A 24,110-nucleotide genomic window follows, 5' to 3' on the forward strand; every position below is an offset into this window, starting at 1 on the left:
AAAAGCTTAAAACTATCTTTTCTATAAAAACTTAAAGACTCTTTCCATTTAATAAATAACTCACCAAACATAATGCACCCCTTTATTTATATGGTTAAATTTAATATGCAGATTATAGCAATCAAACAATTTATGGCAATACCAAAAAACAGAATTCTTGACATATAGAAATTATTTTAACTAATATTAATAATAAAAAATAGGCTAAATAGTAAATATTAAGTTTGACTAATTTGACAAATAAAATATTTACTAGTAAAAGTTCTTTTGGGTGGGAAAGGGGATTTTTCATGGGAATTAAAAAGAAAAATACAAAGAATATGAATTATGACACAAAATTATTAATCGTAGAGTCTCCGGCAAAAATAAAAACTATCTCTAAGTTTTTAGGATCTGATTTTAAAATTATGTCCACATTTGGGCATGTTAAAGATTTACCACCTAAAAAGTTAGGAATTTCTCGTGATGAAAAAGACAATCATATAGAATTGGAATATGTGCCTATAAAAGACAAAGCCAAAACTATTGCCGAAATTTGCAAACAAGCAAGTAGATCCGGTGAAATATATTTGGCTTCCGACCCTGATAGAGAGGGAGAAATTATTTCTTGGCATATAGGACAAGAAATAGCAAAAGTCTTTAGCGACAAATCCAAAATTTATCGAATAACATTTAACGAAATAACAAAAACTGCAATTTTGGCCGCCATTGATGACAAATCTACAGTAAATATGAAAATGGTCAGAGCACAACAGGCTCGAAGAATTTTAGATCGTTGGGTAGGTTATGAAGTTTCTCCAATATTATGGAAAAAATTATCCAAGGGTTTATCTGCCGGTAGAGTACAATCTGTCGCCCTACTTTTAATTTGCAATAGAGAAGAAGAAATTTTAAATTTTAAACCCGAAGAATATTGGACAATAACCGGAAAGTTTAAATTTCAAGATTCAACCATAGACGCCGAACTTTTTAAAATTAAAAATAAAGAATTTAAATTAAGCAACAAAGAAATTGTTGATAAAACGGTTGCATTAATAAAAAAAGAAAATTATAAAATTCAAAAAATTACTGAGCAGAAAAAAGCCAGAAACCCGCTCGCTCCATTTATGACAAGTACATTACAACAGGATGCTTACAATAAATTAGGTTTTTCCGTTGAAAAAACCATGGTAATTGCTCAAAAATTATACGAAGGTTTGCCATTATCGGATCCGGATAAACCTGAAGCGTTAATTACTTACATGCGTACGGACTCTTTAAGATTGTCCGATACTGCATTAAATAGCTCAAGAGATTATATTTTGCAAAAATTTGGTTCTGATTATTTACCCAATGTTGCAAATATTTATTCTAAAAAAGGTGCCCAGGATGCACACGAAGCCATAAGACCGATTGATGTTGAAATTACGCCACAAAAAGTCACTCAATATTTATCTAAAGATCATGCAAAATTGTACGGTCTTATTTGGCAAAGATTTGTTGCATGCCAAATGAATCCGGCTCAATATTTTCAACGACAAGTACTAATAGACGGTGGTGATTATCTATTTAAAGCAACCGGATCAACATTGGTGTTTGATGGTTTTTTAAAAGTTTATCAAGCAAAAAGTCCTGAAGATGACGAATTAACTATTCCAAAAGGAATAAAAGAAAGTGATAGTTTATCTCTTGAAAATTTAGATCCTAAGCAACATTTTACAAAACCTGCACCAAGATATAATGAAAGTTCATTGGTAAAAGAATTGGAAAAACAAGGTGTAGGAAGACCAAGTACCTATGCTACGATAATTTCTACAATTCAAAAAAGAAAATATGTTGATAAAGATCAGAAAAAATTTGTTCCTACAGAACTTGGAAAAGCTGTTATAAAAATGTTGGTCGAACATCTACCGGATATTATTAACGTATCATTTACAGCAAAAATGGAAGAAGATCTTGATAAAATAGCTGAGGGCAAAATTAAAAGAGATGATGTATTAAACGAATTTTACGAACCATTTAAAAAAGATCTTGCCACTTGGCTTGGAAAAGATACTAAAAAAGAAGCTTTGAAAACAAATATTAAATGTCCTGAATGTGGCGAACCACTGGTCATAAGATTTGGAAAAGCCGGAGAATTTTTAGGTTGTTCAAAATTTCCGGCATGTAATTTCACATCGCAATTTAAAAAAGATGAACAAGGAAATATTGAGCTTGTAAAAACGGAAGAACCGACAAAATCCAATATTAAATGTCCTAATTGCGGTAAAAACTTAGTTCAAAAAATAGGACGATTCGGTCCATTTTATGCCTGTCCGGGATATCCAGAATGTAAATATATCCATCAAGAAGCTTTGACCATGCCATGTCCCGAATGTAAAGGTAAAATCGTAAAACGAGTAAGTAAGCGTGGCGCTTTTTGGGGTTGCTCAAATTATCCAAAATGTAAATTCGTAATTCCGGGCGATGTAAAAGAAGAAAAATGTCCAAAATGTAAAAGCCCATATCTTTTAAAACGAAAAGATAAAGAAGGTAATATTACTTTAAGTTGCCCAAATAAAGAATGCGATTTTACAAAAAACGAAGAGTAAATTTAAAAAAATCTGAGCAAAATTGATATTAAAATCCAAATGGACTCACCTGCAAAAACACCGGACCATAAAGAATACTTACTCTCTTTATTTTTTGTAAAATACGAAAACACAGCACCAATTAAAAGACCGATAACTAAATTATTTGGCATTAAAATGCCACCAAAAACCATTGTAGGACTTATTTTTAATCTTTTTAATATCAAACCATAAATAAATCCCAATAATAAAATTTTAATATCAAAATTTAATGATTGAATTAAAAGAGCCCTACTTTTGCCTCTTTGTGCAAACAGTTCAGGTGAACCAATTTGAAATGTAGAAAATAAAAGCCAAAGAAATAATCCTATTGATATTGCAGTAAAAAATAAACCTATCCACTGATATTTTTTAATCTTTTTAAATTCTATTCCGGAAAGCTGCCCAACCTTGTAATCAAATAATAAATCAGAAGCAACGGCTGCACACACATTAAAAAAAACAACCAATAATGTAATTTGCAAATAATCAAGTTTAAAAATAAGCATCATGGGAAGCATTACAAAAGTTGCAAATCGACCGAAAGTAACAAGCCCAATTTTACCGCCGATATAAACCAATTGATATGTTGCCAAAACTACAAAAATTAAAAGTAAAATTTGACTTAAAAAACTAAATTTAAAATATGTTAAAAATGCAAAGCTCAAAAATAAAGTAATTATTAATTCAATATCAAAAAGAAATTTAAAATTGTTTTTAAAACTTTTATTTTTAATTAAATTAAAATCTAAATTAAAATTTTTAATTTTAGACCAAATTAATTTTGGTAGCCCTGTCAAACCCAATAAAAACTCAGAAACAACCAATCCGGAAGCAAATGCCGTAACAAAATCTTCAAAATTAAAAACATCAAAAATTTTAAATGGCAAATACAAAGAATGATTGTTTAACGGCAATAATATTAGATATTTTGAAAGTAATCCCACAAATAGGGGTAAAACTATACTCATGCCGGAAATATAGCCAATAGCGAGCAGCATAGGCATAGTGGCAATAACAAACTCTTTTCCAAATAAATATGGAAATACATAGAAATTTTTGGGTAAAAAACCTTTAAATCTAAGAAAACCGTCACGAAAAAAACAAATAATCCAACTGGAAGAAAATCCCAAAAAAAGCTGTTTTGCTTGCTTACCGTGTGATTGAGAGGTAATAATTTCATAAATTAGCTTACTAACCGGAAACGATAACTTTTCTTTAACTAAAAGCTTATCGGCAAAAACATGTGCCAACCAAATACCAAAACCACCAGCAGCAATACATAGAAAAAAAATAAAGACAAAAAAAGATATTGGATTTTTAATCAAATTATCAAATAATTGTTTATCCAAAAAATACAGCGTAGGCAATGAAAAACCAATACCGACGCCAACAATTCCACCAACAGAGCCAATTGTTTGTATTATTGCTAAATTTTTTATTTTATTTGATTCGGAATCTTGTTTTTTTCGTAATTTTAAAACAATCGAACTTGCAAGAACTATTGCAGGAGCAATCCATGGGCCAACCATTGTTGCCATAGAAATATAAGACAAACTTGCTGCAGCTAAAATTGTTGATATTATGCCCAAAATCAAAACAATAAGATTCATGAATTCTCCAAAAATTAAATTAAAAATGCATTTTTTTAATAAAAATAACATTTTTTTATATTTTTTAAAGATTTTTCTTGATTTTTACAATGAAATAATTTACTATTTGTATTAGAGAGTTGTTGGTTTTATATGAAAGTATAAGTCATGAGTATTTTAAAGAATAAAAATATTTTAATAAACATTGCGTCAATAGCAATAATATTTTCTACTCTGGCTTTTTATTTTTTAAAAAGCGATTCAAGTAAAACTGATCAAAATCAAGTTGAAAATATACAAGACAAACAAATTAATAAATATCAATTAAAATATGTAAAAAAATTAGAAAACGCACCTGTTTACGATTATCAAAACATGCTTGCATTAGTTGAAGAATGCAGACAAATTAAAACAAAATTTTATTCTGATTTCAACAATTTTATAACCGAAAAAATTAATTTAAAATCACTAAAAAATATGTTGGAAAAATTGCAAAAAGAACGCGATATGTTCAGAACATATCTTTACGAAAACAACGTATTTCATAATAGAACCGAAGCATCAAGAAAAAGAGATTCTTTAAAATACTATTTTCGAGTAATAGAAGATAATCTTGATGAAGTAAAAAACATGATAGAAAAATTTAGTCTAAATATAAAACTAAAAATTAATGATCACATTAATGATTCTTACTTAGAAAAAGCAATTAAATTAAGTAGCCTTGATTAAGCAACGCTTTTTTTCAAAAACTTATTAATTTTTTTAGAATATAGATCCGAAAAAGTTGAACAAATGTAACCATGTTCGCATACCGGTGTTATTAGAATTTTGGATTTTTCATTTGCGCATGAATACATATCTATACTATCTTTAATATCAACGATTTTATCTTTACATGCATGAATAAATAATATTGGTTGTTTAATATTATTGATACCTTCTATAACATTAACACCATCAATATCACAATCAGCTGCAAAATTAACCATCTTTTTTACAACATAAGCAAATGGAATTGATGGTAATCCGGATTTAGCTTTAAAAGATCTTGATATTACATCTGTCAAATTTGCATATGCTGAATCAATAACCAAAGCATTACACAAGTCAGGTCGCCTCTTTAAGGCCTCAATTGCGACAGCTCCACCCATAGATATTCCTAAGATAAATACAGGTAAATTTCTTGAGAAAAATCCTCTGGACGCCGATGTATCATTTAAAAAATCTACTGCAGCAAAAATATCTTTATATTCAAGGCAACCTAAAGTTCTAAATCGACCTTCGCTTTTACCATGACCTCTAAAATCAAACATTAAAATATTGTAATTTGGAAACAAATCGATGATGGAACTTACCATCTCTTTACAACTTTGGTATCCATGAGCAAGAATCAAATTTCCGGATGCCCATTTACGTTTTACAAAATAGCCGGATAATCGAATGCCATCCTGAGTATTAAAATTTACCTGAGTTATATCGTATTTTTTAAATAAATCTTCTTTTATTTGCGCCGCAACAACAGATAATCGTTTACCATTTTTAAGTTTTAAATCATAAGGACTTACAAGTTTTTTGAATGCAAAAAAAGAAATAATTAAGATTAATAAAACTAATACCGGCAAAAGAAAATAAATAAATCGTAAAAATTTATTATTGCGTCTTCTCACAGTTTTAACCCATCTTTATAAATATTTTTTCCTGCTAAAAAATGCCAATGCATATGAAAAACGGATTGACCGGCATTCGCACCATTATTTGATACCAAATTAAACGCAACCGGCTCAGATTGATTATTTTGTGCTGCTATTTCTATTGATAAATCACGAGCGACTTGTCCCATTTTTGAAAGTATAAAAAGCTCTTCGTCTTTTATCACACATAAATTTTCAATATGTTTTTTAGGAATTATTAAATAGTGATAAGGCGATTTGGGGTAAAGATCTTTGATCACCATTAAGTCTTCAGTTTCTTTTATGATTGTACTTGGTATTTGTTTTTGAATTATTTTACAAAATATGCAATTGGAACTAAACACGACTATCTCCATAGACTAAATTAAGAAATATTTTATTGATTGTTTTTTATGGCCCGCCGTAAGTTTTTTATTTATATTTTTATACTATGGCGAAGTATGGCCTGCCAGCCATAGCTCTTCAGAGCGACGGCTGGTGCCGAAGGTCGGACTCGAACCGACACAGTGTTACCACCACGAGATTTTGAGTCTCGCGCGTCTACCAGTTTCGCCACTTCGGCAATCAATAATGTCTAAGATTACGCTTTTAATCTAACAAAACAACGATTACAGTCAAGCTATTTTTCATTAATTTTTCAATATTTTAGATACCAAAATTTGACTATTTTCCTCAAATGCGATATTAAATTCTTTTTACATAAAAATTTATACCATTTTTTCAGGAGTTTATATGAACAAAAAATTACAACTTTTATTTGCGGTAATAGCATTATCCGGATTTTCAAATCTTTTCAGTATGGGTGAAAATTCTATAATAGATCTTTTTGATGAAAAAACTATTAAAGAAATAATAGAATTACCAAATCTTGGTAAAAATCTTCCAGGTTATTTAGTAATTGGAAAAGATAATAATTATTATCTAGTATATAAAGATGAAACAGGAATAACGATAGAAAAAAATAAATAGCTAGAAAACTCCAGCCATATTAAATATTGGCAAATAGATAGACAACATTAAAAATACAATTATTAATCCTATAAAAATTAATAATATAGGCTGAAAAATAGTTACCAGATTTTTTATATTTTGCTCTAAAATTTGTTTACAATAAAAAGCTGAGCGCTCAAGAAGATTGCTCAGCTTTCCGGTTTTTTCACCAACATGTACAAATGCAATAATATTTTCCGGAATAAAATCACTACAATATTTTTTTAGAGCAATAAAAAATGGCTCGCCATTTATAACTAAATTTTTACTTGCCAATAATCTTTCTTTCAAATAAGAATTGTCAATTACATCTATTGAATAATCCAAAGATTTTTTAAGATCAATACCGCAAGCTAAAAACATTGATAAAATTTGAAAAAAATTAACTAAATCATAAAAGATAAAATATGTTTTAAAAATATAAACGTTAAAAAATATTTTATCTTTTATTTTTTTAAAAAAAGATAGTTTAATTAATAGTTTTGAAAATAAAATTATTAGAAATAAAATTATTAAAAATATTATACCATTACTTGATCGCAAAAAATTAGAAATATCAAAAACCAACTTGGTTGAAGGCGGAAGCTCTTTATCAAAAGAACTAAATAAATCCTGAAATTGTGGGAGCACAAAAATAAAAATTCCAAAAATAAGAAATAAAGAAAAAATTAATGTAATTATTGGCAATAGTGCGGAATTTTTTATTTTTTTTAGTAATTCTATTTTATCACTTAAATTGTCCGATAAAGTTTTTAAAGAAAATTCAAGTTGGCCAAAATGCTCGCCTGCAGATACAATATTAATTTCGGATGCTGTAAAAACATCTGAATACTTTTTTAAAGAAGCAGAAAAAGTTTCACCATTTTTAATATTTTCAGTTACATCCAATAATATATTTTTAAATTTTTTATTCTCAATTTGATTTAAAAAAATATTTAATGCATCAAGTAAATTTATTCCGCTGGATATCAAAGCATACAGCTGTTCAAATAAATTTTTTTTATCTTCATTATTTATTTTTTTACTAAAAAAAATAAATTTATCTTTTTTTTCATAAAATTCACAAACTGCTATATTTTTTTGCAATAAAATTGACGCTAATTCTTGAAAATTATTTGCCGGCAAAAAGCCTGATAGCTCTTTTCCCGAAATATCAATACCCTTCCAATAATAATTTTTCATTAAAATCTCATAAAATTTTGATTACAAACCAAGTAAATTCAAAAATTCTTTTTGATCTATTTCCAACTCAATTTTTATTCTTTTTTTTCTCGAAGTATGACCCGAAATTATAGTTATGGATCTTTGTTGTATTTTTAAACTTTTTGCCATAAATTTAATCAATTCTTCATTCGCCCTACCCTTTTCAGGACTGGATTTTAAATAACATTTCAAAAGACCCGATTTATCTATGAAAAACTTTAATTTACCGGAATTTGGCACCACGGTTAGTTCAATTATCAACTTTAAACTCCCTCTTTTGGCAAATTTATTAATTAATGCATACTTAAACATTGCCAGATAATATATTATTTTTTATAATATCAAGTAAATCTTTTTAAAACTTTGAAATATAAATTATTGCTGTTACAAAATTTTATACTGCGCCCATCCTACTACGCATAAAGCTTCGTAGGACAAGTAGCTTCCGGCCTTCGCCAAGGCTACGGCGGACAAGCAATTGCGAGTATAAGATTATTTATTGCGCCCATAGCTCAATTGGATAGAGCGTCAGACTACGGATCTGGAGGTTAGGGGTTCGACTCCTCTTGGGCGCACCAGCCTACGCCCTACGTGGCTACGGCTGGCAGGCCAGCCACTTAACACTAACGAGCTTCCGTCGACGCATAAAGCTATGGCGCACAGGTCGTATGGCACGGCCAGTAAATTTTGTAATAATTACTTGGAGAGATGGCTGAGTGGTCTAAAGCGCTTGCCTGCTAAGTAAGTATTCTGGGAAACCGGAATCGAGGGTTCGAATCCCTCTCTCTCCACCAGCTTTCGCTCTGACGAGCTTCAGCTGGGCAGGCCAGCTTATTACGATTAAATTTATTAATAAAAAAATTTAGCGAAAACTGCCAGTAATAAATTGAAATATTCTTAATCTGGAGAGGTGGCAGAGCGGTTGAATGCGGCGGTCTTGAAAACCGTTATTCCTGGGAACAGGAATCGGGGGTTCGAATCCCTCCCTCTCCACCATACTTCCGCCGTCGCATAAAGCTATGGCGGACAAGTCGCACGAGGCTACGGCTGGCAGGCCAGCACTAAAGGAAAAAAATCATGCAAAAATATTGTGAATCATGCGGAATGCCAATGAACAAAAAAGAAGATTTCGCACTCAAAAACGAAACCTCAATATTCTGTTTATACTGTGTTAATCCGGACGGAAGCGTAAAATCTTGTGAAGAAATCTTTGATGGCGGTGTTCAATTCTTTATGAGCCAACTCGGTAGCGACCGGAAAATGGCTGAAAAAGTTACCAGAAAAAATATGAATATGCAATCACATTGGCAAGGCAAAGATTGTCCAATCTTAAAAGGCGAAATGGCAACAGACGAAGAATTTGCTGCAATATTAAAAAAATTGTAGATTTTCTTCTATATTTCAAAAAAAATTTCATATATTGTAGATTTTTTTCATATTTGCTAACTTTCAACTCATGTAAGTTATATTTCTATTTTTTAAGGGAGAAAGTTAATGAACAAATATAAAAATTTATTTCATGCAATATTTTTGATAACAATTGCATTAATTTGCGCAAATTTTACCGATGGAGCAAAAAAAGAAGCTGATACAAAAGCAATTGAATATGTAGCTCTTCAAGAAGGTGAGAATATCATTAGTGCATCTTTATCAGATGAATCAAATATTACAGAACTTAAAGAAGCTTCTTTTACAGGCCATAGTAAAATTGGTGGAGTTAGAAGAGAAAGTGATGATTCAATAACACAGCTTAGCTTGGCAGATATAAAAGCACTTGAAGTTATAAATGAAAGCTACACATCTCCAAGATATCAAGATAAAGAATTTATTCTTTTAAAAGTTATATCGGCTTCCGGAGTTGAAACGGCAGATTTTCTTGTACCAAGAGATGTAGTAATTTGCGGAATAGAAAAAGAAACAAATATGGCAAAAGCTTGGTATCTTAGAAAAATAAAAAAGCTTGAAATATCTATGCCTGAAGTAAAAAAAGAAGAATTACCGGTGGTTGCAAGACCGGAAGTTCTCGTAAAAAAAAGAAATAAATAAAAATTAATTAAATTTTATAAAAAAATAAGCGGGCTTTTTATTCCCGCTTATTTTTTTTAATAGCTACTTATTTTTAAGCTTGTTTTGTAAATTCTAATTTTTCAATCTCTTTATTAGCAAATTCTATTCGACTCTTAAAAGATGGATGGTCTGAGGTATCTTCTTCAAAAATAGTTTTTCTATTTGCTTCAATCGAATCCGTAAGTATTTCTATAGATTCGCATAATTCATGATCAATATTGTTATGCGTATTTTTTAAATTTTCAAGCTCTTTATTGAGAAGTTCACAATCCTGAGTTAAAATATTTTGTTGTTCAGTCATATCATTTTTCATTTTTATCATGGCAGCAAGAAAAGATTTTGGATCTTTTGTAATTTCTATTGCAAATTTATCTGCATTTATTTCATCTTTTAAATTTGACAATCGTTTTCTTATTGCAAGCCATACAATCAAACTCAAAACATATGGTGTTAAAACTGCAATACTCTTAATATAGATAGCGGCTTTAGAGTTATAACGATTAATTGGTCTGGTAAATAATAATGGCACAAAAACAAATGCTGTTACCAAATCTGCTGAAAATAACATTGTCAAATTATTCAAGCTTAAATACTTTTCGATAAAAGAAATCTTTTTTGAATCAGACACAATATGACCAATTTCATGAGCCAAAACTGCTCTCAACTCATCATCAGATAGACTTTTTGCCAATTCATAACCAATGGTAATATTTGATAATTTTTTTGAAAAAACCATATTTCCTGCATTATATGAATCACCTTTGTTATCAGAAAAAGATATAAACAGATAAGGTTTATCCAAATTAGCTTTGGCTGCCAATTCTTCGACCATCGCATTTAAAAACGGTGCTTTATCTTTATCAACAAAAACACAATTATCATAGTCACTTGGCAAACCCTCAATCCAACTTCCACTTATGAATTTACGTTTTGCAAATTTATCATGATTAGTTGCAGTAATAATTTTTGTACGTTCAATCTTATCTAAATAATATTTTACGTTTTTATTTGCAGCTAAATATTTTATAACATAATCATCATTTGTTTTTAAATTATTAATTTCATTTGCAATATTATAAGTTTGAGTTTCAGCGGCAAAAATAGTTTGAATGGATAAACAAAAAATCATTGCAAGTTTATTTTTTATATTATTAATGTTCATAATACTATTCCTAAATTTCGTTCAACAACCCATAATCAATGTAAAGTTCTTTAATTTTTATCATCAAATTGTAAGCATCTTGCCCAACTCTAAGTCTTTTATATTCAGAATATTTTATTTTTGTCTCCCTATTTCCTTCAACAAAAACTTTTTCTAATTCATATGTTTCAGAGTTCGTTTTTAAAACGTTTATAAAAACCACAAATTGTTGTAATAATTCTTCACTCAAATTTATAATTTCACTACGATATAAGCCGTTATAATTACAATAATTTTCAAAATCTTTTATTAATTTTTTATAAGCAAAGTCAATTACTTTTTTCAATTCAGGCTTATTTTTTTCAATATCATTTTCGTAATTAACTGTTTTTTTAAATTTATCAAATAATGGAGGTATAAGATATTTATCAAATTCTTTCCAATTAATTATAAAAAAATTAGGAAAAAGATTAGAATTCTTTGGTTCATTTTCTTTTTTTCTCGACAAATCCTGTTCTCTTTTTCCGGATAAATCCTGCATAGCATGCGAATTGGACAAGCAAAATAAAGATACTAAGAAAATAGATTTTAATTTGAACATAAAAAACTCCCATAAATTAAATAAAATCTTGCATGATCATAAAGAATGTGAATTTATAGATTTTGGTATTTTAATCAAGAAGAAAGATAAATTAATTGGCGTAGGTGGCTGGGATGAGAGGATTCGAACCTCTGTTGGCGGAGTCAGAATCCGCAGTCCTGCCACTAGACGACATCCCAATACTCAATGAAATTTTAGCAAATAAAGAGATTTTGTCATGAGAAATAATAAATATATTCGAAATTTACAAAACTAATGGGCCGCATATGGCAGCCCATCAATCCCTAAAAGGCCCCCACCTAATTTTTTTTATTTAACAAGCCCAATAAGCAGCTCGCTCAAATTTGAATTAACATTCAAATTATTACCGAATTCTTTAATTTCGCTTTCAAATAGTGGAAAAGCATTAATCAAAACATATTCTATTGAATTCCAATATTCACGAACCAATTTTGAATTTGAAAAAATTAAACCCATTCTTTTAATAATATTATCTTTAACTATTTTATATTCCGGTTTGGACATTATGTTATTAATAATTTTTGCAATTCTAACATCCGATAAAATAACTATTTTTAAAACCTCTGAAAAAGATTTATCTTTAACCTTTACAAGAAAAGAATCAATATCATAATTACAAATCGTAGCATCAAGCTCATTCATTTTTGCAATTATAATATTAAGTTTTTTTACATTTATTTCTTTTTCTTTATTTAAAGTAGCAACCTCTTCTTGATTTTTTTCTTTAAACCAGCTGTTCCATAACCAACCGGAAGAAATTTTTTCTTCTTTTTCTTTTATCTCTTTTTCTATGTTACTTATACTATTTTCCAACGAAATTTTTGCTGCTTCAAAATTTTTATAATTCATTTTCAAAGTATCAAGATCAATTTTATTTAAAATTTCTGTAGCATCATAACTGTTTATTTTTTTATATTCATCTACGGCTTTAAATATTGCAGCAACAAAATATTTAATAATCTTATAATTTAAACCGCTATCATTTTTAGCAACACAATAAACCCAATTTTCATCATCAGATTTTTCATCCAAATAAACACTAAAATTTTTGTTAACAGTTTTTAAACCTTCAACATTTTTTTCAAGAACAGGATAAGAAACATCAACACCAAAATCTTCAAATCCTACAAATTTAAATGAGCTATTTTTGTGTTCCTTAAAATTATTAAAAGAAACCACTTTGTAATTTGTTACAGCAGACCAAACATCACCAGCTTGAATTACATATTCTTGGATAAAATTTTCTACACGTTTTTTAAAATCACTTATAGTTTCATAATCTGTATTATATTTAAATAGCTCATAACAAGCTTTGGCCATCTGTTTATTTGCAAATACAAAACCGACTTTTGTTTTTTCATCCGATTCAATATTTATATTGTTAAAATCACAATCGGAGAAATTATCCTGATATGAAAGAAATATTTCTGTTAAAAAACCTAAAAATTCAGGCTCTACATAATCTTGTATTTTATCCAAAAGCTCTAATGCATTTTGACTGTCAACATTAACAAATCCGGTTAATGGCTTGCTTATTGCCAGCTTTAAAAGCAATGCTAAATATTCTACGTTTTTAGAACTTTCATAACCCGGCTCAATTTGCATTCTAAATAATAAATAAGCTTTAAATAAAAACACTTCCAACGGATAAAGTTTCCCATTTTTTAAAATTCTTTTAGCTAACCAAGAAAAAATTGGTGGTAAATTGGATAATGCATTTGAATTTCCATTATTTAAATAATCTGTAGCTTTGTTAACAACCAAATCCGTAACAATTTTTTTTGTTAATTCTTTAACATGAAATTCTTCTTTTGTTGTATTTGTCTGATCTAACTTTTCTTTAGTTATATTTAACTTAACCTCAGGAAACGGTTCTAGGATATCGCCATGTCCGGCTCCCAAATCAAAAGAAACTTTTATATTTTTAGGCAAATCAAAAGATATTGATTTTGAATAATACAATTCATCAACTTGATTTGCAAAAGCAAATGAAAATACAAACAAAACGGTTAAAGATAAACTTTTTATAAATTTATTCACGAAAATTCCCCCAAGAATTTATATCGTTAACAATATATCCCTAAATAATTAAGAATTGATAGTAGCATTTAGCCAATAAAAATCAATGGCATTTGTCATCCCCGGCTTCGGTCGGGAATCCCGTCTTCACGACAACCAAAAACCCTTACAAATATAAAATAAAACGCCATTTTTTATCAAAAAAAAAGACTATTATTAAACCAGTTGCGTTTTTAAGTCAAAATAATATCATCAATATTAGCAACTTATTAAATTAAAAAATCGGAGAATTTAAGTGAAAAGAAATATGAAAAAAGCATATAAAAAGAAAAACAACCCGCTACTAAAATTTTTATTTACATTAATATCATTGTTTTTTTTGATAGTTGTTATTTCAGTTATAGTCTTTAGATTAAAAACTGCAGCAAAAAAACAACTTTTCGTAAAATCAACAGGTGCCACTGAACAAATTACAGTGTTCACTCATGGCTCATTTGGTTCCGTTATTGGACTTATTAACTTCTTTCAAGTTATAAAAGATGATATTTCCGGAACAACTTACAAAAAAACCGTATCTAAAATGAGAAACGACCCCGGATTTTATTCAAGTCAACCTATCATGCAAAAGGGTCTTGTTTCCATAAATCCATCATTTGATCTCAACTCAATATCAAACGCCCGTTACGCAGCATATCCATTAATTAAAGGTTACGACCAAATAGAACAAAGCCTAAATCAAAATAGAATTAATAATCACTACTATACATTTGGATGGAGTGGGCTATTAAGTCAAAGTAGAAGGCGAAAAGAAGCCATAAGATTTTATAATGCCTTATCTGAAGAAATAGATAAATACAAATTGCTTGGGAAAAATGTACAAATTAAAATACTTACACACAGTCACGGTGGCAATTTGGCATTAAACTTAGCTGCCGTACACGCCATTATGAATAATTTTGAAAATATAGATCTTTTAATTAACAATGCGATAAATGAAGATCAAAAAGAAGCCTATAAATTAATGTATGAACAAATAAAAACATTACCCAAAAAGAGTAGTTTAACAGGCTTAAAAGGTCAAAAATTTTTGGACTATTTTCCGGAAAAAAAAGATTTTAAAATTAGTGAACTCTTAATGTTTGGATGTCCAATTCAACCGGAAACGGAGCCTTTGGTTTTAAATAATTTTTTCGGACATATTTATAATATTTATTCTGAAGAAGATGTTGTTCAAGATCTGGATGTATTTTCTACAAAAAAAGAAAGTAAAAAAAGATTAAAAATTTTGAAAAAAGTAGATCTTAGTAAATTAAGAACTAAACCTGAAATAACCCAAATAAAAATTATGATAGAAAGAGATATTAGAAAAAATAAATTGGAATCTCAAAAAATATTTAGTCTTGCACAAACTGAAACAACCACAAATAATAGCAATCACAATGACGGTTTTATAAAAAAATTACTTTCAAATAAAGTTTTGTTTTCCAAAAAAACCATGGACCCATCTCACAAAGAGATGTGGTTTGTGTCATGGGAAAAATCAAAAAATAAAGATGCAAATGCACTTGAAATAATACCGTGCGTCACATTTATGCCATTAATATTAAATGCCGTAAAAAGTATGGCAAAATTTACAAATGATATTGATATAAACCTAAGATTAACTGCCAGAAATTTAAAAGTTTATGCATTTAAGCACAAAGAAAAAATAAAAATGACCACAAATAAAATGACCGTACCAAGAAATTTGGTTGATTCAATTAAAACAAAATTACTTGAATGGCGACCTGAAGATATTTCCGTTACTAAGCAATTTGATACAATTAAAAACTATCAAGCTCAAAATTAATTTTTAAATAACAGAAATAAGTGGTAATTTTCTGACAAAATTGTATCCTATTTTTTTAATGAGAAATTAAAATTCAAAAATTGAGAGATTGTTTGGAGCTTTATGTTATCTAAAAATTTAAACGTAAAGAGTTTTATACTCTTTTTTTTGTGTCTTATATTTAATACAAATATCTTAAATGCAGATTTAAACGATAATTCAAATAAAATAAATAAAATAAAAATTTTTGGTAATAAACACGTAAAAAAATATTTAATAATAAATAAGTTGCCTTGGAAAGTTGGCGAAAATTTCGATGAAACAAAAACGGCAATGACTATAAATAACATATATTCACTAGGCTATTTCAAACAAATAAAAATAGAAAAAGAGATCTTAAAAAATTCAAAAGTAAATTTATTTATTACCGTAGAAGAAAAAGATTTATTGGCAAATTTGGAGTTTGAAGGCAACAAAACAATAAGCTCCGATAAAATAAGAAAAGAATTGGCACTCGATAAATTGATTACAATAGATGATGAAACATTGGAAAAAATTTCAACAGGCATCAAAAAATTGTATGCAGACGAGAGTTTTCATAATATAAAAATTGAAACAAAAATAATTCCTGATGCAAAAATAGAAAAAAAATCTTCTGCCAAATTTATAATAACTGAAGGCATTAGATCGGTTATTGTCAGTGTAAACTTTGTAGGCAATAATCAAATTTCAGATCGCAAATTAAGAAAAATGATTTCAACACGCGAAGAATGGCTTTTAGGATTTTTAGATGATGCCGGTAAATATAAAAAAGACGACCTTGAAATGGATAAACACAGAATTGAATATATTTACAAAGATTTGGGATATCTTACAACAAGTGTGCCTAAAGTTGATGTAGATTTTTCAGAACAAGATAAAAAAATTAAAGTTACATTTCATATAAAAGAAGGCGACCAATTTATTATTGCAAAAATAAATACTGTCGTTGACGATGAAGTTTCCGACTCGGATCAGCGTGAATATATTACACTTGATGAAAACAAACCATACTGCCAATCAAAGATGTTGGAAACAATCACAAATCTAAAAAATCTTTGGGGTAAATTAGGTTATATCAATGCTGACGTCTATCCGCAAGTAATTCCTGATGAACAAACCAAAACGGTTGAAATAAATTTTGACGTTGAAAAAGGCAAAAAAATATATGTAAACAGAATAGATATTTCAGGAAACACTTACACCAGAGATAAAGTAATAAGAAGACAAATTGATCTTGAAGAGGGAGATCTTATTACAACCAAAAAATTAAATGCTTCACAAGCGAATGTTGAATATTTGAGTTACTTTGAACGAGGCGGAGTAAATTGGAAAATTCACAGACTAAGTGAAGATAAAGCAAATTTGGAAATGAACATAAAAGAAACTAAAACAGGAAGTGCAAATATCGGATTAACCTATGGTAGTGACAGATTTAATCCACAACCATCGGTAAAAGTTCGCGGTAACATTGAAAAGAAAAATTTATTTGGATTAGGCTTTGACGTTGGCGGAACAATTCAAGCAAGCAGACATCATATTCAAGACATATCCGCAACATTTTTTGATCCGGCAATTTTAGATTCGGATTCATCCGTTTTTGCAACAATATATAAACGCTGGGAAGAATATGAACAATGGACAAACGTTACGGTAATGCCAAAAGAAAAAACAACAGGAGGTAGCGGAAGATTTGGTTTTTACTTACCACAACTTGATAAACGTTTACAATTTTTAACAGAACTTGGAATAGAAAGCATTTCAAATAATAATCCACATGCAAAAGGTCCAAACGCAGCAATATTTGAACCTATTGTCAGACAAAAATTTCAAGAAGGAACTTTAGCTTGGCTTTGTTTTGATTTGATAAAAGATACACGTAATCATAAGGTTTATCCAAACTCCGGATACAAAACAATTTTACACACCAAATTAGCACCACCTGCAGTAAATGAAGAATACAGTTTTTTAAAGGCAGAACTTGAAGGCAGCTGGTATACACCGTTAATCGGAGATGACAATTTAGTTTTGGGTATGCATGCAAAATTTGGTGTAGTTGAACCTGTTGGCGGTACTTATTATATTACACAAATAGATTCGGACGGCATTGCTTCAAAAGTTGAAAAAAGAAAAATTATACCATATAAAGAATTATTCAATATGGGTGGACAAGATACGGTAAGAGGCTTTGTTTGGGGTAGCATCGGACCTGCATGGACTACAGGCGCAAATGATCAGAATGGTAGTCCAATGGGAAGTAAATATATGTTCCAATTTAATGCAGAATTAATATTCCCATTGATTCCGGACTACTCAATGAAGGGGCATTTCTTCTATGATGCCGGTGCCGGATGGGATACGCCAAAAGATGCAATTACGCAAGAAGATAGAGCTTACATAAAACGCGATAGATTTAAATTACGTCATGCTGTCGGCTTTGGATTAAATTTAACACAACCTGTTCCTGCAAAAATTGACTGGGGATATAAACTTGATAGAGACAAGGCTGCCGGTGAATCGCCAAGTGAGTTTCATATTAGTATGAATTATGCATTTTAAAAAAGTATAAAAATAATCGGAGGGCGATAGCCCTCCTCTACCACAATACCGCATTGCTACGCAACGCTCAATCGAATTTATATCTTAACGCGAACTCGATAATTAATTTTTAGCAAAAAGTAGCTTAAATACTCAAAAAATAGCTAAAGTGCGCCGCAGGCTTTTGTCATCCTGAACTTGATTCAGGATCCAGTCCCAAGCATCTTTCGCCCAAAGCAGACGCATTGGGCTACCATAATATCGCATTGCATTCGCAACGCTACTCGAATTTTTTTAATTAGCGTGAACTAGATAATTAAATATTTAATTTTGCAAAAAACTTTAATTATAATTAAAAATAAACATAGTTTTTAGATTAATTAATTATCGAATTCGCGTTAAATACATACCAAATTGCAATAAGCTACTTGTGATTTTTAAAAAAGTTTACTACACTTTGTGCCTTAATAAACTTTATATTTTAAAAGTGTAATAACATGAAATATTTTTCTTATATATTTTTAATACTAATATTTTTTGATCTGCAAACGGTTGCAACGCAATTAGTTGCAGCGCAATCAAAGCATACATTAACAAAATCAGATATTAAAAATTTAACACCGGACCAAAAAAAAGAATTAGTCGATTTTTTTAAAGAAAAATATAAAACAATAGAGAACGAATCAGACAAAGAAGAAATTAAAAAACTTTTAGATTTCATAGAATCAAATAGCAGTATATCTAATTTTTCTAAAATCAAAAATGCAATAAAATATGCACTAACTCATACAATAACAAAAGCTGCAATATCTTTAATTTCGATAATTGCCATTATTTATGAAATTAAAAAGATTAAAAACAAAAAAGCTGATAAACTTTTAAATTCAAATAAAATAAGTAAAAGTTATGAACAAGTTACAAGAGAAATATTTGATGAAAAAGCTGATCCGTGCTTATGCTTAAGTGACATGAAATATTTAAAAGAATTTAGACGAGAATATCCGAATGCCAAATGTTACACTTATAATGTTGATGGCACACCGGTTATAGTTAGTAATTAAGTTTGATAGTAAAATAAAAAGCTGATAATTATGCACAAAATATTTAAAAAAATATTTTTTTTAATTCTTATTTTCAAAAGCTATTCATTCGCTCAAGCTGAAAATAAACTTACTATAAAATCTGTAGATGTTCAAAATATGTTGATTGAAAAACTTGAAGAGATAAAATCGTCAGAAAACTCAAAAGCTGATGCTATAAGCGAACTAAAAAACAATCTAAAAGAAACATATGTTCAGATAGATAATGTGCAAGAAAAAGAATTATTAAATAATCTTTTAGCTCAACTTTCAGCTAAAAAACCGGAAAAATACACTATCAAAAGAACTATTTTAAAATCTATTGAACAATTTGTTATGCATTCGACACCAAAACTTATAATATGTGCAACAATAATAATAGTTTTATATCAACTAAAAGGAATAATATCAGCATCTGAAACAATCGTATTTTTGGAACAAATTGATCAAATAGCATCAACTATGAATTGGGGTAAATTTTGGGATGCATTTCCTGCGATTGCAACAACAGCAACAAGTCTTTTTGGTGGTATAGCCGGAGTCATTACAACAATAATCTCTTGGCTTTAATAATTTAAAATAAACAAAGAGTAGTTTTATGAATTTAAATTTTATTTCAAAAATTATTTTTATTTTCTTATTTTTTTCAAAATTAAATTTGTCAGCCAAACCAAACCCGTTTTCTAAAATAGAAATAAGCAGTAATAGCGCTACAGTTTGCAAAGATTCGAAAATTAAAAATCTATTTAATTTTACATATCAAGAAAATGTTTTGGTAAAATTTGCTGACGATAGCACAGCCAAGGCTCAAGAACTTGAAGTTAAATTAAACACGGATAAAAACACTCAAGTTAATAAAGAAGTTAAAGACAACTTATCTTTAATAGAAAAAATTACTTTTAAAAAAAATGTCGTAGTTCAAAATGAAAATAAAACTATTTGCGCAGATATGGCTGTAATTTTTCCAAAATCTAAAATTTGCAAATTTGTAGGAAATGTTGAAATAAAACAAACTAAAATTAATCCAAAAGATATTCCAATAACGACAAAATGTGTGCAAGCCAAACTTAATTTAATAACGGAAGAAATAATTTTTTCAGGTAGCGAAAACATACCGGTAAGCACAACCATATCAATTGACGGTTACCCTGAGCTTATGAACCCAATTAAAAACAAAAAATAAATCATGAATAAAATAAAAATATTGGCTCCGCAAGAAGCTTTAAAAATTGCCGCAGGCGAAGTTATTGAAAGACCAAGCAATATTGTAAAAGAAGTAATTGAAAATTCAATTGATGCACAAAGCACGCAGATAAGTTTGTATATAGAAGATTCCGGTAAAAAATTAATTAGAATTTTAGATAACGGTTGCGGCATGACAGTTGATGATGCAAAGCTTTGTTTTATAAATCACGCTACAAGCAAAATTGATAAACTGGACGATTTACTTGATATACATTCTTTTGGCTTTAGGGGTGAAGCTTTAGCAAGCATTAGCACCGTAAGCAAAGTCACTTTAATTACAAAAACAATCGATAGCGAACTCGGCGTTAAAATTGAATACAGCGAAAATAAACTTTTATCTGAACAAAATTTATCATGTGCAACGGGAACCGATTTACAAATAAACGATCTGTTTTATAACATACCGGTTAGAAAAAAATTTTTAAAACAAGATGAAACCGAATGGAATCAGATATTAAATACGTTCAATGCATTTTGTTTAAGCAACACAAATATTCATTTTAAATTATATAAAGACGAAAAATTAATAATAAATGCACCTGCAGTTGAAAAACTTAATGATAGGGTTTCTCAGTTGTTTGGACACAATTTTGGCCAAAATTTAATAAGTTTAATTGAAAAAGATTTAAAAGAAATCCAAATTACAGGTCTAATTTCAAATCATAACTTTTGGCAATATGGTAAACATAAAATTTTTATTTTCGTTAACAACAGATACATAAAAGATGTAGAAATTACAAAAGCATTGGTGAAAGGTTATTCAGGTGTTTTGCCGCCAATGCGCTTTCCGGCCGGATTCATATTTATAAACGTTCCGGCTGATTTTGTAGATATAAACGTACATCCCAAAAAAGAAGAGGTCAGATTTTTAAAACCCAATACCGTAAATAATTTTTTACAAAATTTAGTAAAAGAAAGCTTAGACAATAATATAAAAAATTTGCTGGGAAAAACAAATTCAATAAATAACCAAACGAATTTTCACGAAAGTGATATAACTTACGCCACAACTGAAAATAATATTGCTAAAAATAATTTTTATACCCAAGAATTAAGCCAAGAAATTGCTCAAGATTTTGCTTCGCCATTTGTAGCACTTGAAGAAACTAAAATTAGATCAAATATATTGCGTCCAAGAGAGTTAGAATTTGAGCCGGAGCAATCTACCATTTATAAAATAGAAACCATTGAAACAAGACCCGAGTTTAAAATTATAGGACAATTTTTAAGCACATATATAATTTCAGAAAATAACGATAATTTAGTTTTGATAGATCAACACGCAGCTCATGAAAGAATTATCTATGATGAGTTGGCACAAAATTTTGAAAATAAATCGGGAATAAGATTAATGTTTCCGGAAATTATAAATTTGAATGAACAAGATATAGAAACTATAAAAGTTGCTATTCCATTTTTGAATAAACAAGGCATTGAGCTTGAGCTTTTTGGCAAAAATCAGATTGCCATAAAATCAAGTCCACCCAAAATTCAGAATCAATCATTAAAAGAGCTGGTTTTTGAGATTTTGGAAAGTATTAAAGAATTTTCAAATCTTGACGAAGAAGCTTTTCGTAAAAAGTTAAATGACAAAGTTCATGCACAAATTTCATGCAAAGCTGCAGTTAAAGCCGGAGATACTTTAAGCTTTGATCAAATGGAGAATATAGTTAAAAAATTATCAAATACAACCAACCCGTTACTTTGTCCTCATGGCAGACCAACTACTTGGATTTTAAATAAAAGTTTTGTTGAAAAGAATTTTAAAAGAAAATAAAAAGGCCCGGTATTTCTACCGAGCCCAGTTTATTATGTATACCAATTTTTATAAAATTGTACTTTATTCAATTATTTGTTTTTAAATTCCCAATCTTTAAAGGCATCTTCTATCTTCTTTTCTGTGTCTGCTTCTGTATTTATTATGTCAATAATACCATTGCCTTTTATACCTGCAGTTGTGACATAACCATTAATTTTTACGTTTTCGAATTTTATCGTTACGTCTTTATTTATATTTGCATTGTTGAAATTTAGATTTTTTTCAAAAGTAACATTTTTAAATAAAACTGTCTTTGAAAATGTTCCACCTTTAAATTCAGCACCTTCAAATGAAACATCTTCTTTGAATACTAGTGGTTTTTCTTTTGAATCACCATTAAAATTCATATGTGTTGTTAATTTGATACCATTAAAATCTACTGGACATAAAACTGGAGAATTGTTTAAATCTTGTTTAAAAGTTAAAGTTCCGCCAATTAGAGCATGACTAAAATCTATAACATCATAACTTGGAGCCTCAATAGTTTTATCTTTCAATGCAGCCAAATTAAATGGTATGGAATATGCTCTTATATAATTTTCATAAGTGAAATTCTCTCCACTAATCATTTTATCCTTTTTCAATTGCATATAAATTTCTGCGCGCTCCGAAGCTTTACTCTTTTCGTCCATACCTTCAACAATATTTATCTTTTCAATCAATACATCTTTACCTTCTACAGAAGATACCAAAACTTTGTTTAAAATATATTTTTTTAGTTCAAGAACACTGGTAACATTTTTAATACCTAATGTTCTATATGTATTACTCTTGTTTGCTTTTAAGTAAAAATTATCACCAAGTTTTAATGCTTTATATGAAACATTAATAAAGGAAATCCATCCTTCTAATTTTACACCCGATAAATCCAAGGTACCATCGATGCTTACATTTTCAAAATCTAAAGTTACACCTTTATTAATAGTAACATTTCTAAAATTCAAATCATTTTCAAATTTTACATTTGAAAACATAACCTTTTTATCATTTGAACCTTTTTCAAATATTGAATTATCAAATGTTACATCATTTTTGAATACAAGTTCTGCACCTTTTTCACCCTTAAAATTCATGTGTGTTGTTAATTTAATATCATTAAATTTTACAGGTTTTTCAAATGCTAATACTGCATTCTTTTTTGATATAAAATTTAAAGTACTGTTTACTGTACATCTAGTTAAATCAAAAATATCCTTACCCACGGCACCTTTGGCAAAAAAATCTGTATTTACTGTAAATTCTCCTAAAAGAGTTTTAGCTACATCTACATTTTTAAGAACAGCAACTTCATCAGCTTTTTCATACGTCAAAAACCCATCTTTAATATTCTTTTCAATCAAAGAATATGCATAAAGAAGCTCTTCATTATTTATAACATTGTTTTTTGCAATTATTTTATTAATAGTATTTTGAATAAAAGCGTTTCTTTTTTCTTCGTTATTTGCTTCTTCAGCAATTCTTACTTTCAATTGCTTTGAAAATAAATCTCTAATAATTTTATGTAAAACTTCTGCAGATCTTACTTTACGCTTATCAGCATATTCAAGTTTATCTATAAGTTCATTCTTGAATATTTCTCCATACATTTCTCCACGAGTACCGTCTAAATTATAAAATTTTTTATCTGGATTATTAAAAAGGTTAATAAT

20 protein-coding genes and 5 tRNA genes are annotated in these 24,110 nt (G+C 28.9%); 14 read left to right on the forward strand and 11 right to left on the reverse strand.

Annotated elements, in window-relative coordinates; translation table 11 throughout:
* Positions 1-290: 290 nt before the first annotated feature.
* Positions 291-2,570: a type I DNA topoisomerase gene (gene topA / locus KKE07_02960; GenBank protein ID MBU4269814.1), complete on the forward strand. Its 2,280-nt coding sequence runs from the start codon at positions 291-293 to the stop codon at positions 2,568-2,570.
* A gap of 2 nt (positions 2,571-2,572) precedes the next feature.
* Here topA and KKE07_02965 read toward each other — a convergent pair whose 3' ends face one another.
* The gene (locus KKE07_02965) at positions 2,573-4,201 is read right to left on the reverse strand and encodes an OPT/YSL family transporter (protein MBU4269815.1); all 1,629 of its coding nucleotides are present in this window, start codon (positions 4,199-4,201) and stop codon (positions 2,573-2,575) included.
* 147 nt (positions 4,202-4,348) lie between these two features.
* Between KKE07_02965 and KKE07_02970 the strand changes: the two genes are divergently transcribed.
* Positions 4,349-4,909, forward strand: a complete 561-nt coding sequence (locus KKE07_02970; GenBank protein ID MBU4269816.1) for a hypothetical protein — start codon at positions 4,349-4,351, stop codon at positions 4,907-4,909.
* Here KKE07_02970 and KKE07_02975 read toward each other — a convergent pair.
* From KKE07_02975 to KKE07_02985, 3 genes are all read right to left on the reverse strand, one after another.
* Entirely contained in the window at positions 4,906-5,847 is a 942-nt protein-coding gene (locus tag KKE07_02975; GenBank protein MBU4269817.1) for a lysophospholipase, read from the reverse strand. The two genes, KKE07_02970 and KKE07_02975, sit on opposite strands and share 4 nt — an antisense overlap.
* Positions 5,844-6,227 carry an HIT domain-containing protein gene (locus KKE07_02980; GenBank protein MBU4269818.1) on the reverse strand — a complete coding sequence of 128 codons (384 nt, stop codon included), beginning with the start codon at positions 6,225-6,227 and terminating at the stop codon, positions 5,844-5,846. The genes KKE07_02975 and KKE07_02980 overlap by 4 nt, the downstream gene beginning before the upstream one ends.
* A 119-nt stretch (positions 6,228-6,346) precedes the next feature.
* Positions 6,347-6,433 (reverse strand) — tRNA-Leu (locus tag KKE07_02985).
* A gap of 170 nt (positions 6,434-6,603) precedes the next feature.
* On the opposite strand from KKE07_02985, the gene KKE07_02990 reads away from it, so the two are divergent.
* Positions 6,604-6,840 (forward strand): hypothetical protein, encoded by a 237-nt coding sequence (locus KKE07_02990; GenBank protein ID MBU4269819.1) that lies wholly within the window; start codon positions 6,604-6,606, stop codon positions 6,838-6,840.
* Here the strand turns inward: KKE07_02990 and KKE07_02995 are convergent, their stop codons facing one another.
* Together KKE07_02995 and KKE07_03000 are read right to left on the reverse strand one after the other, a co-directional pair.
* Positions 6,841-8,043, reverse strand: coding sequence for a type II secretion system F family protein (locus KKE07_02995; GenBank protein MBU4269820.1), 1,203 nt, complete (start codon positions 8,041-8,043; stop codon positions 6,841-6,843). It lies immediately after the preceding gene.
* Between the two features lie 21 nt (positions 8,044-8,064).
* Complete coding sequence (locus KKE07_03000) at positions 8,065-8,325, reverse strand: DUF167 domain-containing protein (GenBank protein MBU4269821.1); 261 nt, start codon at positions 8,323-8,325, stop codon at positions 8,065-8,067.
* A gap of 240 nt (positions 8,326-8,565) precedes the next feature.
* On the opposite strand from KKE07_03000, the gene KKE07_03005 reads away from it, so the two are divergent.
* From KKE07_03005 to KKE07_03025, 5 genes are all read left to right on the forward strand, one after another.
* Positions 8,566-8,642: transfer RNA gene (locus KKE07_03005), tRNA-Arg, on the forward strand.
* Between the two features lie 124 nt (positions 8,643-8,766).
* Positions 8,767-8,858 (forward strand) — tRNA-Ser (locus tag KKE07_03010).
* A 110-nt stretch (positions 8,859-8,968) separates the two neighbouring features.
* A tRNA-Ser gene (locus KKE07_03015) sits at positions 8,969-9,060 on the forward strand.
* An 81-nt stretch (positions 9,061-9,141) separates the two neighbouring features.
* Positions 9,142-9,450, forward strand: a complete 309-nt coding sequence (locus tag KKE07_03020) for an AraC family transcriptional regulator (GenBank protein MBU4269822.1) — start codon at positions 9,142-9,144, stop codon at positions 9,448-9,450.
* A 108-nt stretch (positions 9,451-9,558) separates the two neighbouring features.
* On the forward strand, positions 9,559-10,110 hold the full coding sequence (locus KKE07_03025) for a hypothetical protein (GenBank protein MBU4269823.1): 552 nt from the start codon (positions 9,559-9,561) through the stop codon (positions 10,108-10,110).
* 73 nt (positions 10,111-10,183) lie between these two features.
* Here KKE07_03025 and KKE07_03030 read toward each other — a convergent pair whose 3' ends face one another.
* The 4 genes from KKE07_03030 to KKE07_03045 form a co-directional block, all read right to left on the reverse strand.
* Entirely contained in the window at positions 10,184-11,293 is a 1,110-nt protein-coding gene (locus KKE07_03030) for a M48 family metalloprotease (GenBank protein MBU4269824.1), read from the reverse strand.
* Between the two features lie 10 nt (positions 11,294-11,303).
* A complete protein-coding gene (locus tag KKE07_03035) occupies positions 11,304-11,873 on the reverse strand; it encodes a hypothetical protein (GenBank protein ID MBU4269825.1) in 570 nt (189 codons plus the stop codon).
* A 105-nt stretch (positions 11,874-11,978) separates the two neighbouring features.
* A tRNA-Gln gene (locus KKE07_03040) sits at positions 11,979-12,052 on the reverse strand.
* Between the two features lie 130 nt (positions 12,053-12,182).
* Positions 12,183-13,934, reverse strand: a complete 1,752-nt coding sequence (locus KKE07_03045; GenBank protein MBU4269826.1) for a hypothetical protein — start codon at positions 13,932-13,934, stop codon at positions 12,183-12,185.
* A gap of 274 nt (positions 13,935-14,208) precedes the next feature.
* On the opposite strand from KKE07_03045, the gene KKE07_03050 reads away from it, so the two are divergent.
* The 6 genes from KKE07_03050 (at position 14,209) to mutL (ending at position 22,419) form a co-directional block, all read left to right on the forward strand.
* On the forward strand, positions 14,209-15,762 hold the full coding sequence (locus KKE07_03050; protein MBU4269827.1) for a hypothetical protein: 1,554 nt from the start codon (positions 14,209-14,211) through the stop codon (positions 15,760-15,762).
* Positions 15,763-15,864: 102 nt separating this feature from the next.
* Complete coding sequence (gene bamA, locus KKE07_03055; protein ID MBU4269828.1) at positions 15,865-18,339, forward strand: outer membrane protein assembly factor BamA; 2,475 nt, start codon at positions 15,865-15,867, stop codon at positions 18,337-18,339.
* A 476-nt stretch (positions 18,340-18,815) separates the two neighbouring features.
* Complete coding sequence (locus KKE07_03060) at positions 18,816-19,379, forward strand: hypothetical protein (GenBank protein ID MBU4269829.1); 564 nt, start codon at positions 18,816-18,818, stop codon at positions 19,377-19,379.
* A gap of 30 nt (positions 19,380-19,409) precedes the next feature.
* Entirely contained in the window at positions 19,410-19,967 is a 558-nt protein-coding gene (locus tag KKE07_03065) for a hypothetical protein (GenBank protein MBU4269830.1), read from the forward strand.
* A gap of 28 nt (positions 19,968-19,995) precedes the next feature.
* Positions 19,996-20,580 carry a hypothetical protein gene (locus tag KKE07_03070; protein MBU4269831.1) on the forward strand — a complete coding sequence of 195 codons (585 nt, stop codon included), beginning with the start codon at positions 19,996-19,998 and terminating at the stop codon, positions 20,578-20,580.
* 3 nt (positions 20,581-20,583) lie between these two features.
* A complete protein-coding gene (gene mutL / locus KKE07_03075; protein ID MBU4269832.1) occupies positions 20,584-22,419 on the forward strand; it encodes a DNA mismatch repair endonuclease MutL in 1,836 nt (611 codons plus the stop codon).
* Between the two features lie 71 nt (positions 22,420-22,490).
* Here the strand turns inward: mutL and KKE07_03080 are convergent.
* Positions 22,491-24,110: pentapeptide repeat-containing protein (locus tag KKE07_03080; protein ID MBU4269833.1), on the reverse strand; the 1,620-nt coding region annotated here is incomplete at its 5' end.

The sequence above is a fragment of the Candidatus Dependentiae bacterium genome (assembly GCA_018897535.1).
In the GTDB taxonomy this organism is placed as follows: domain Bacteria; phylum Babelota; class Babeliae; order Babelales; family UASB340; genus UASB340.

Excerpts from the sequence above, each read along its gene's own strand:
- topA (MBU4269814.1), top strand. The coding sequence starts at position 291 with ATGGGAATTAAAAAGAAAAATACAAAGAATATGAATTATGACACAAAA.
- KKE07_02965 (MBU4269815.1), bottom strand. The coding sequence starts at position 4,201 with ATGAATCTTATTGTTTTGATTTTGGGCATAATATCAACAATTTTAGCT.
- KKE07_02970 (MBU4269816.1), top strand. The coding sequence starts at position 4,349 with ATGAGTATTTTAAAGAATAAAAATATTTTAATAAACATTGCGTCAATA.
- KKE07_02980 (MBU4269818.1), bottom strand. The coding sequence starts at position 6,227 with ATGGAGATAGTCGTGTTTAGTTCCAATTGCATATTTTGTAAAATAATT.
- KKE07_02990 (MBU4269819.1), top strand. The coding sequence starts at position 6,604 with ATGAACAAAAAATTACAACTTTTATTTGCGGTAATAGCATTATCCGGA.
- KKE07_02995 (MBU4269820.1), bottom strand. The coding sequence starts at position 8,043 with ATGAAAAATTATTATTGGAAGGGTATTGATATTTCGGGAAAAGAGCTA.
- KKE07_03020 (MBU4269822.1), top strand. The coding sequence starts at position 9,142 with ATGCAAAAATATTGTGAATCATGCGGAATGCCAATGAACAAAAAAGAA.
- KKE07_03025 (MBU4269823.1), top strand. The coding sequence starts at position 9,559 with ATGAACAAATATAAAAATTTATTTCATGCAATATTTTTGATAACAATT.
- KKE07_03030 (MBU4269824.1), bottom strand. The coding sequence starts at position 11,293 with ATGAACATTAATAATATAAAAAATAAACTTGCAATGATTTTTTGTTTA.
- KKE07_03035 (MBU4269825.1), bottom strand. The coding sequence starts at position 11,873 with ATGTTCAAATTAAAATCTATTTTCTTAGTATCTTTATTTTGCTTGTCC.
- bamA (MBU4269828.1), top strand. The coding sequence starts at position 15,865 with ATGTTATCTAAAAATTTAAACGTAAAGAGTTTTATACTCTTTTTTTTG.
- KKE07_03060 (MBU4269829.1), top strand. The coding sequence starts at position 18,816 with ATGAAATATTTTTCTTATATATTTTTAATACTAATATTTTTTGATCTG.
- KKE07_03065 (MBU4269830.1), top strand. The coding sequence starts at position 19,410 with ATGCACAAAATATTTAAAAAAATATTTTTTTTAATTCTTATTTTCAAA.
- KKE07_03070 (MBU4269831.1), top strand. The coding sequence starts at position 19,996 with ATGAATTTAAATTTTATTTCAAAAATTATTTTTATTTTCTTATTTTTT.
- mutL (MBU4269832.1), top strand. The coding sequence starts at position 20,584 with ATGAATAAAATAAAAATATTGGCTCCGCAAGAAGCTTTAAAAATTGCC.